8 protein-coding genes are annotated in these 9194 nt (G+C 71.8%); 4 read left to right on the top strand and 4 right to left on the bottom strand.

The annotated features are described in order from the left end of the window. Window positions 1-112: 112 nt before the first annotated feature. Entirely contained in the window at window positions 113-1426 is a 1314-nt protein-coding gene (locus tag ACFXB5_RS28415) for a serine-threonine protein kinase (RefSeq protein WP_385212758.1), read from the bottom strand. 299 nt (window positions 1427-1725) lie between these two features. Between ACFXB5_RS28415 and ACFXB5_RS28410 the strand changes: the two genes are divergently transcribed. From ACFXB5_RS28410 to ACFXB5_RS28395, 4 genes are all read left to right on the top strand, one after another. Further along, on the top strand, window positions 1726-2766 hold the full coding sequence (locus ACFXB5_RS28410; protein WP_385212756.1) for a LysR family transcriptional regulator: 1041 nt from the start codon (window positions 1726-1728) through the stop codon (window positions 2764-2766). 143 nt (window positions 2767-2909) lie between these two features. Then, the gene (locus tag ACFXB5_RS28405) at window positions 2910-3692 is read left to right on the top strand and encodes an SDR family oxidoreductase (RefSeq protein ID WP_385212754.1); all 783 of its coding nucleotides are present in this window, start codon (window positions 2910-2912) and stop codon (window positions 3690-3692) included. A gap of 79 nt (window positions 3693-3771) precedes the next feature. Next, a complete protein-coding gene (locus tag ACFXB5_RS28400) occupies window positions 3772-5415 on the top strand; it encodes an AMP-binding protein (RefSeq protein ID WP_385212752.1) in 1644 nt (547 codons plus the stop codon). A 30-nt stretch (window positions 5416-5445) separates the two neighbouring features. Further along, a complete protein-coding gene (locus tag ACFXB5_RS28395) occupies window positions 5446-6039 on the top strand; it encodes a TetR/AcrR family transcriptional regulator (RefSeq protein WP_121825018.1) in 594 nt (197 codons plus the stop codon). Between the two features lie 193 nt (window positions 6040-6232). Here ACFXB5_RS28395 and ACFXB5_RS28390 read toward each other — a convergent pair whose 3' ends face one another. The 3 genes from ACFXB5_RS28390 to ACFXB5_RS28380 all read right to left on the bottom strand — a co-directional run bounded on the left by ACFXB5_RS28390 (window position 6233) and on the right by ACFXB5_RS28380 (window position 9062). After that, the gene (locus tag ACFXB5_RS28390; RefSeq protein ID WP_385212750.1) at window positions 6233-7447 is read right to left on the bottom strand and encodes an acyl-CoA dehydrogenase family protein; all 1215 of its coding nucleotides are present in this window, start codon (window positions 7445-7447) and stop codon (window positions 6233-6235) included. A gap of 7 nt (window positions 7448-7454) precedes the next feature. Continuing rightward, window positions 7455-8477 carry a phosphotransferase family protein gene (locus tag ACFXB5_RS28385; RefSeq protein WP_385212748.1) on the bottom strand — a complete coding sequence of 341 codons (1023 nt, stop codon included), beginning with the start codon at window positions 8475-8477 and terminating at the stop codon, window positions 7455-7457. Between the two features lie 183 nt (window positions 8478-8660). Further along, a complete protein-coding gene (locus ACFXB5_RS28380; RefSeq protein WP_385212746.1) occupies window positions 8661-9062 on the bottom strand; it encodes a winged helix-turn-helix transcriptional regulator in 402 nt (133 codons plus the stop codon). Between the last annotated feature and the right edge of the window lie 132 nt (window positions 9063-9194).

Here is a 9194-nt window from a genome sequence, read left to right as displayed (position 1 = left end):
TTTTATTATTCCCCCCCCCCCCCCCCTCTCGGGGTGGTGGTCGCGCCGCGCCGCCCGGGGCGCCCTCGGGGGGGGCGCCCCCCCCGGCGCCCCCCCCCCGCCCCTCAGTCCGCTACCCCTCTCCGATCCGGCCCGCGCGCAGCACCACCCGGGCCAGCTCCTCATGGCAGATGTCGCTGTGCGCCCCGGCCGGCGGCACACCGTGCCGGACCACCTCCGAGACATCGACGCTCACACAGCCTCCGTCCGGGAACGGGCCGTCCAGCGCCTCGGCCAGCTCCAGCCGCGGGCAGCCCGCCACCGCCTGGACGCCGTCGTACCCGATCGCCCCCCAGCGGATGTCGCCCGGCAGCAGCGAGGCATCGTCCCAGGACACCCGCGACGCCACCGGATACAGCAGCCCGAGCGCCGTGTCATGGCGCGAATGGCAGGACACCACCGGCCCGCTGACCCGGCGCGGGGCGTCGTGCAGCACCCCGCCGCGGTCGGCCGCGTGCGGCAGTCGCTCGGCGAAGGCGTAGTGCGAGAACGCCCCCTGGAGCAGGGTCACCGAGGCCACCGTGGCGCCCTCCGCCATCCCGGTCAGCGCGAACGACACCAGCCGGCCGCCGAAGCTGTGGCCGACCAGATGGAGCCGCGGCGCGGGCCGGAGGGCCGCGAGTGCGCCGAGCACCGGCCCGAGGCCCTCGCGCCCGACCGTGCCGGCCCGCCGCTTCATCACGTAGTACGTCCCCTGGCGCAGCAGCTCGTGCGCCCCGTCCCAGATGCCGCCGAGCCCGCTGTCGAAGAAGGCGCGGTCCTCCGCGTCGGTCTTCCCGCGCGCCTCGGTGAGCGCGGCGGCGAGCCGCTCACAGACCTCGGTCACGTCCTCCCCGAACATCGCCGGTACGCCGTCCTCGTCCGGCTCCGCGTCCGTGTCCGCCGCGTCCCCCGCGCCGCCGGACATCCCGCGGACCCGCACCAGACCGCGCACCAGCACCGCGAACTCGTCCAGCGCCGCCGGCCGTTCCGGCCGCTCGGCCAGCAGCTCCGCGAGGCGCGCCACGATCTGCTGCCGCCCCGGGAAGACCACGTCCAGCGCCCGGTGGGTGTCCGCGTCGAGCCCCGGCGGCGCCCCGGGCGCCTGTTCCCGGGGTAAACCCCCGAGCGACTCGTCGGCGAACCGCATCGACGGCCACACCACTCCCACATAGCCCGGCCGCGCCGGGCCCGCCTCGCCGAGCAGCCCCGGGAAGGGCGCGAAGAAGCGGTCGTACAGTCGTGTGGCCATCGTCCGGGTGTTGTTCCAGCCGTGCGAGAACACCACCAGATCGGTGAGCTCCTGCTGAGCGGCCTGTTCCAGCACCCGGTCCCGCTGCCGGGTGTCGACGTCCCCGTCCGCGTCGAATCTCAGCTCCCAGTACGGCCTTACGCTCATCCCCGTCATTGTTCTTTCCCCTCGGATGGTCCGATGTGCGTGCATCGTCCCAACTGCTCCGACCGCTGGCCATACGACACGCGTACGGTCGCCGTCGGACAATCGGCCAGCCGTTCGACTTACCCGGAATGGGACGGGCCGAACCTGGAATGCCGGGCTCCGTCACCGTCCGGTGATAGGGAATTCCCGAATATCCATCGGAAGAATATCGCCGCTGTACTCGGGATCAGTACATGACAAGGCGCTGCACTATGCTGCGAACGGAAACGTCATTGGGGTGCCGAATACTCTTCGAGCGGAAGGCCGGAATGCCCTTAAAGGATCGATGGCAGTACCCGACGGCGCTGCTGGACACCACGATGGACCAGCTCAGGACGTTGCTCGCGGTCCATGAGGCGGGCACCGCGCTGGGCGCCGCCCGGCTGCTGGGGCGGGAGCAGTCCAGTGTGCAGAAACAACTGGACACCCTGAACCGGAACTTCGGCGCACTGTGCGGAGAGCCGCTGGTGGTCAAACGGGGACGCAGTCAGAATGTGCTCTTCACCGCGACCGGGGAGTCGCTCGCCGGACTCGCGCGCGGCACCCTGGAGGACTGGCGGGAGGGGCTGCACGACTCCCGCCGCCGGCTCGGCAGCCGGCTCGTGGTCGGCTCCACCCGTTACACCCTCGGCTTTCTGCTGAATGCCGTGGAGCTGGTCACCGCGGAATTCGACGGCCGGGGCGTCGAGCTCAAGGTCGAGCATGTGCGCACCCGGGATCTGCTCCAGCGGCTCGACGCCAAGGAACTCGACCTGGTCTGCGGCAGCGTGCTCACCACGGCGGGCCACGACGGCAGGCTCGACGGCTTCGAGGTGATGGAGTGGCGGCGCAGCGGGCTGTCCCTGGTCACCAACATCGACGCCGAGGAGCTGCCCGGACCCTCGGTCCCGGTGAGCGAGCTGGCCGGGCTGCCGCTCGCGGTCTCCGCCGACGGCCTCATACCCGGCTTCCTGCGCGGCTGGTTCGGCGCCCGCTACCGCCAGGAGCTGCACATCGCGGCCGAGATCGACACCGTGCAGTACGGTCTCGAGCTGCTCTCCTCGGGGGTGCTGCGCGGCTGTGTGCTGGTCACCGAGGGCATCGGCGACGCGGTGGCCGACGGGCGGATCCGGGCCGGGGCCGGGCTGCGCACCCTGGAGCTGACCGATGGCATGGGGCCGGAGCTGGAAGTGCTGGTCGGGGTGTTCGTGCGGGCCGGGGAGCGCACCGCGCAGGACACCGGCCATCCGCTCAACGTGCTGTGGAGCGCGCTCGCGGGGGAGAACGCGCGGTGGCGCAGCGTCATGCGCAAGGAGCGCCCCGGCCGGTAACCCACCAGTCGTCGGTGGGTAACCCCTCGGCCGTCCGCGGCGTGGCGGATATGCCTCTTCCGTTTGCACATACCGACTGGTTAGTCTGCGCTGGGCGGAAGCCGATCCGAGCCGAGCCGAGCCGATCCGAGGAGCTGCGAATCGTGGGTACCGTGCGTGGGGCGCGTGTAGTGATCACCGGAGCGGGCGGCGGCATCGGCGCCGCCCTCGCCCGGCGCTTCGCCGCCGAGGGCGCCCGGGTCGTGGTCAACGACCTCGACGCCGCCAAGGCCGCCTCCGTCGCCCGGGAGATCGGCGGGATCCCCGTACCCGGTGACGCCTCCGGTGTCGTACCCGCGGCCCGCGAGGCGCTGGGCGGCTCCATCGACATCTTCTGCGCCAACGCGGGCGTCGGCCACGACGGCGGCCCCGAGGCCGACGATTCGCTGTGGCAGCAGTCCTGGGACGTCAATGTGATGGCCCATGTGCGGGCCGCCCGGGAACTGCTGCCCGAGTGGCTGGAGCGCGGCAGCGGCCGCTTCGTGGCCACCGTCTCCGCCGCCGGGATCCTCACCATGATCGGCTCGGCGCCGTACGCCGTCTCCAAGCACGCCGCGCTCGCCTTCGCCGAATGGCTCTCGGGCACCTACCGCCACCGCGGCATCGGCGTCCACGCCGTCTGCCCGCAGGGGGTGCGCACCGACATGCTCACCGCCTCCGGGACCGCCGGGGAGCTGGTGCTGGCGCCCTCCGCGATCGAGCCCGAGCAGGTGGCCGACGCCGTCCTCGCGGGCATCGACGAGGAGCGCTTCCTGATCCTTCCGCACCCCGAGGTGGCCCGCCACTACGCCTCCCGCGCCGGCGACACCGACCGCTGGCTGGGCGGCATCAACAAGCTGCAGCGCAAGCTCGAAGAGCTCGAGGCGGCATCCGGGACCTCGGGCTGACCCCGCGGCCCGGTCGCTCCCGTATCTTTCGTACCCCTCCGCCCGCCACCCTCACCCCCGTCGAGACAGGGCCGCACCCATGACCACATACCAGGACCAGCCATGGCTCGCTCAGCTCAATGAGAAACAGCGCCGGCCGATCGTCCCGCGGCCGAGTCCGCTGCACGCGTTCCGGGACGCCGTGCGCACCGCCCCCGACCATCCGGCGCTCGCCTACTTCGACGGACGGCTGACCTACCGGGAGGTCGACGAGCTCTCCGACGGGGTGGCCGGCCATCTCGCCGAACGCGGCTTCCGGCCCGGCGACCGCGTCGCGATCATGCTCCAGAACACCCCGCACTTCGTGCTCGCGCTGCTGGGGGCGTGGAAGGCGGGCGGTACGGTCGTCCCGGTCAACCCCATGTACAAGGGCGCCGAGCTCGCGCACATCCTCGGCGACGCCGAGGTGAGCGTCCTGGTCTGCTCCCGCCACGGCTGGGAGGACTACATACGCGACACGGCCGCCGCGTCCCCGGTGCGCATCGCGCTCACCGCCGACGCCCGCGACCTCCAGACCCGCGACGACGAGCGGGTGCTGCGCGACCAGCCCATCCCGGTCCCCGAGGACACCGAGGACCTCCTCGCCGTCGCCCGCGCCGGGGCCCGCCCGCCGTCCGTCCCCGCCCCCGGCGCCGATGACATCGCGCTGATCAGCTACACCTCCGGGACCAGCGGCACCCCCAAGGGCGCCACCAACACCCACGGCAACATCTCCTACAACGCCGACCGGCAGCACCTCCTCCACGAGCTGCCCACCGGTTCGACGCTCTTCGCACTGGCCCCGCTGTTCCACATCACCGGCATGGTCTGCGAGCTGTGCGCGTGCGTGGCCGGAGCCGGCACCCTGGCCCTCGCCTACCGCTTCGAGACCGGCGTCGTCCTCGACGCCTTCGCCGAGCACCGCCCCCTCTACACCGTGGGCCCCTCCACCGCCTTCATGGCGCTGATGGCCCACCCCCGGGCCACCCGCGACCACTTCTCGTCCTTCCGCATCATCTCCTCCGGCGGCGCCCCGCTGCCGCCCGCGCTGGTCGAGCGCTTCCAGTCCGGCCTCGGCCCGTATCTGCACAACGGCTACGGGCTCACCGAGTGCACCGCGCCCTGCGCCAGCGTCCCGCCCGGGGTCCGCGCCCCCATCGACCCGGTCTCCGGCACCCTCGCCGTCGGCGTCCCCGGCGCCGACACCATCGTGCGCATCGCGGACGACGAGGGGCGGGACGTGCCGTTCGGCGAGCAGGGCGAGATCGTCGTCCGCGGCCCGATGGTGGTCCCCGGCTACTGGCGGCGCCCGGAGGCGACCGCGGCCGCCCTCCCCGACGGGGAACTGCGCACCGGCGACATCGGTTTCATGGACGAGGGCGGCTGGCTGTACGTGGTCGACCGCAAGAAGGACATGATCAACGCCTCGGGCTTCAAGGTGTGGCCGCGTGAGGTCGAGGACGTGCTCTACACTCACCCCGCCGTGCGGGAGGCGGCCGTCGTCGGCAAACCCGACGCGTACCGCGGCGAGACGGTCAAGGCGTATGTGAGCCTCCGATCAGGGGCCGAGGTCACACCGGACGAGCTGTCCGCGTACTGTGCGGAGCGGCTTGCCGCGTACAAGTACCCCCGCGAGGTGGAGATCCTGCCCGAGCTGCCGAAGACGACCAGTGGCAAGATCCTCCGGCGGGAACTGCGAGGATGAGAGAGAAGAGGAAGAGAACGGGTGGCGACCATGGCCAGAGCGACGGACGGTGACGGACAGCCGGTGCCACAGCGGCTGCTGGCCGCTGCCACCCGCCTCTTCGCGGAGCGGGGCTACGACCGGACGTCCGTACAGGAGATCGTCGAGGCGGCGGGCGTCACCAAGGGTGCGCTCTACCACTACTTCGGCTCCAAGGACGATCTGCTCCACGAGATCTACGGCCGGGTGCTCCGGCTGCAGCAGGAGCGGCTGGACGCCTTCGCGGACGCCGACGCGCCGGTGGAGACGAGGCTGCGGGAGGCGGCGGCCGACGTCGTGGTCACCACCATCGAGAACCTCGACGACGCGACCATCTTCTTCCGGTCGATGCACCAACTCAGCCCGGAGAAGCACAAGCAGGTGCGCGCCGAGCGGCGCCGCTACCACGAGCGGTTCCGCGCGCTGATCGAGGAGGGGCAGCGGGCCGGGGTGTTCAGCTCCCGGACCCCGGCGGACCTGGTGGTGGACTACCACTTCGGCTCCGTCCACCACCTGGGCACCTGGTACCGCCCCGGCGGCCGCTGGGCCCCCCAGGAGGTCGCCGACCATTTGGCCGACCTCCTGATGCGCGCGCTACGGCCGTAAACGTCCTCAAACGCCGGACGGGCTGGATTTTCCAGCCCGTCCAGGGGGCACCTCCCAGCGGTAGCTGGGGGAGTTTGAGGACCGGGGGTCCGGGGGCGGAGCCCCGCCACGCGGCGGAGCCGCATATCGGATGCTGCGGGAAGGGGCGGGGCGGGGAACAAACCCCACCCCGCCCCCACGCGCACCGCTTCAACTACACGTACCGCTTCAACTCCCGCCGCGCCAGCGACCGCTGATGCACCTCGTCCGGACCATCCGCCAGCCGCAACGTCCGCGCGGCAGCCCACAGCTCGGCCAGCGGAAAGTCCTGGCTCACCCCACCCGCGCCATGCAACTGCACCGCCCGGTCCAGGATCTCCACCACCGTGCGCGGAGTCGCGATCTTGATGGCCTGGATCTCGGTGTGCGCCTCGCGGTTGCCCGCCGTGTCCATCAGCCAGGCCGTCTTCAGCACCAGCAGCCGCAGCTGCTCGACCGCCACCCGCGCGTCCGCGATCCACTCGTGCACCTGCCCCTGCTGGGCGAGCGCCTTGCCGAACGCCTGCCGGTCCACCGCCCGACGGCACATCAGCTCGATCCCGCGCTCGGCCATGCCGATCAGCCGCATGCAGTGGTGGATCCGGCCGGGGCCGAGGCGGGCCTGGGCGATGGCGAAACCGCCGCCCTCCTCGCCGATGAGGTTGCTGACCGGCACCCGCGCCCGGTCGAAGACCACCTCGGCGTGGCCGCCGTGGTAGTGGTCCTCGTAGCCGTACACCCGCATCGCCCGCCGCACCTCGACGCCCGGGGTGTCGCGCGGCACCAGCACCATCGACTGCTGGCGGCGCACATCGGCGCCCTCCGGGTCGGTTTTGCCCATCACGATGAAGATCTTGCAGTCGGGGTTCATCGCCCCGGAGATGTACCACTTGCGCCCGGTGATGACGTAGTCGTCGCCGTCGCGCTCGATCCGGGTCTCGATGTTGGTCGCGTCGGACGAGGCGACCTCGGGCTCGGTCATCGCGAAGGCCGACCGGATCTCGCCCGCGAGCAGCGGCTCCAGCCACTGCTTGCGCTGCCGCTCGTCGCCGAACTGGGCGAGCACCTCCATGTTGCCGGTGTCGGGGGCGGCGCAGTTCAGGGCGGTGGGGGCCAGCTGGGGGCTGTGGCCGGTGATCTCCGCGAGCGGGGCGTACTGGAGGTTGGTCAGCCCCGCGCCGTACTCGGCGTCGGGCAGGAAGAGGTTCCACAGCCCCTGGCGGCGGGCCTCGGCCTTGAGCTCCTCGACGACCGACGGGGTCAGCCACGGGGAGTCGAGCGCGGCCCGCTGCTGCTCGGCGACCGCCTCCGCGGGATGGACGTACTCGTCCATGAAGGCGAGCAGCTTGGCGCGGAGCTCTTCGGTCCGGGCGTCGAATGCGAAGTCCATGACGGGATCAGCTCTCCTGGAGGGTGGTGAGGCCGTGGTCGATGAAGGCGGGGACGATGTCGCCGATGCGGTCGAAGCCCGTGCCGAGGGTCTGGCCGAGGGTGTAGCGGTAGTGGATGCCCTCGAGGATCACCGCCAGCTTGAAGTAGGCGAAGGCGGTGTACCAGGAGACGCCGCTGACATCGCGCCCCGAACCCTCGGCGTAGCGCTGGATCAGCTCGTCCGTGGAGGGGTGGCCGGGGGCGCCCTGGGTGGAGGAGATGGGGGAGTCGGCGAGATTCGGATGACCGCTGTACATCACGATCAGCCCGAGGTCGGTCAGCGGATCGCCGAGCGTGGACATCTCCCAGTCGAGGATCGCGGTGATCCGGTCGTCGGCGTTCACCAGTACGTTGTCGAGGCGGTAGTCGCCGTGCACGACCGTGGGCGCGGGGGAGGCCGGGAGCGCCTTGGCGAGCCGGGCGTGCAGCTCGTCGATCCCGGCCAGCTCACGGCTGCGCGAGGCGGTCAGCTGCTTGCCCCAGCGGCGCAGTTGCCGCTCCAGGAACCCCTCCGGGCGCCCGAAGTCGCCGAGCCCGACCTCGGCCGGGTCGACGGAGTGCAGCGTCACGAGCGTGTCGACGAGGGAGAGCACGACCTGCCGGGTGCGCTCCGGGCCGATGCCGGCGAGCTGCTCGGCGGTGCGGTACGGGGTGCCCTCGACGAACTCCATGACGTAGAAGGGCGATCCGATGACCGACTCGTCCTCGCACAGCAGCAGCGGCTCCGGCACCGGCACGGCCGTCGGGTGCAGGGCGCTGATCACCCGGTGCTCCCGCGCCATGTCATGGGCGGTGGCGAGCACATGGCCCAGCGGCGGACGGCGGACCACCCAGCGCGACGTGCCGTCGGTGACGGTGTAGGTGAGATTCGAGCGGCCGCCTTCGATCAGCTCGGCCCTCAGCGGTCCGCGCACCAGCCCCGCGCGTTCGCGGTCGAGGTGGGCGCGGAGCCGTTCGAGGTCGAGCCCTGGGGGATTGCCTGCGTTCATCGAACCTCTCTCGTACTCGTATACGGGGAACGGGCGGACCGTTCGTCCCGCCTCATGATGCCGACCAGTCGGTATGTAGTCCAGTGGGTCTCGGGTGCGGAGCGTGTGACGTGGCGTTTCGGGGGGCTTCGAGGCCGGGCCCGGACCGGGCGGGGCCACCGGGGCGGGGCCACCGGGCGGGGCTTACCGCTCCGTCCGCCCTCGCCGCCGCTCGGCCCGTTCCTGGGCCTCGACCACCGCGTCCCCGTACTCCACCGACCAGGCCCCGAGCGCCTCGACCGGCCCCAGCAGGGTCTCCCCGAGCGGGGTCAGCCCGTACTCGACCCGGGGCGGCGCCTCCGCGTACCGGTGCCGCTCCACCAGCCCGTCGTCCTCCAGGCGGCGCAGGGTGTCATTGAGCACTTTCGCGCTGATGCCGCCGATGGCCTCGCGCAGCTCGCCGGGGCGGCGCGGCCCCTCCCGCAGCCCGAAGATCACGACGGCGGTCCAGGTGCGGGCCAGCAGATCGAAGCCCAGCCGCGCCCGGCAGTCGGCGATGAATCCGTCCGGGGCGGTGGGCCGTGTTGTCGTCGCCGGTTCGCTCACTGATGACCTCCCTGTCCGCCGTCCTAGCGCATCCGTCGCACACCGCACGGTGTGCCGCCCCGGGGTCTTTAAAAAAAACCAACCCAACCCACCAAAAGCCACCGCCGTGTGGGCCGGTGGCCTCGTTTTTGA

Origin of the sequence: Streptomyces sp. NPDC059455 (genome assembly GCF_042750115.1) — a bacterium.
In the GTDB taxonomy this organism is placed as follows: Bacteria; Actinomycetota; Actinomycetes; order Streptomycetales; family Streptomycetaceae; genus Streptomyces; species Streptomyces endocoffeicus.
Note: the sequence above shows the minus strand (reverse complement) of the source record. Positions and strands in the feature narration are given on the sequence as shown.

Bases quoted from the DNA above. Each gene is read 5' to 3' on its own strand.
- ACFXB5_RS28400 (WP_385212752.1), top strand. From the start codon at position 3,772: ATGACCACATACCAGGACCAGCCATGGCTCGCTCAGCTCAATGAGAAA.
- ACFXB5_RS28385 (WP_385212748.1), bottom strand. From the start codon at position 8,477: ATGAACGCAGGCAATCCCCCAGGGCTCGACCTCGAACGGCTCCGCGCC.
- ACFXB5_RS28390 (WP_385212750.1), bottom strand. From the start codon at position 7,447: ATGGACTTCGCATTCGACGCCCGGACCGAAGAGCTCCGCGCCAAGCTG.
- ACFXB5_RS28395 (WP_121825018.1), top strand. From the start codon at position 5,446: ATGGCCAGAGCGACGGACGGTGACGGACAGCCGGTGCCACAGCGGCTG.
- ACFXB5_RS28410 (WP_385212756.1), top strand. From the start codon at position 1,726: ATGCCCTTAAAGGATCGATGGCAGTACCCGACGGCGCTGCTGGACACC.
- ACFXB5_RS28415 (WP_385212758.1), bottom strand. From the start codon at position 1,426: ATGACGGGGATGAGCGTAAGGCCGTACTGGGAGCTGAGATTCGACGCG.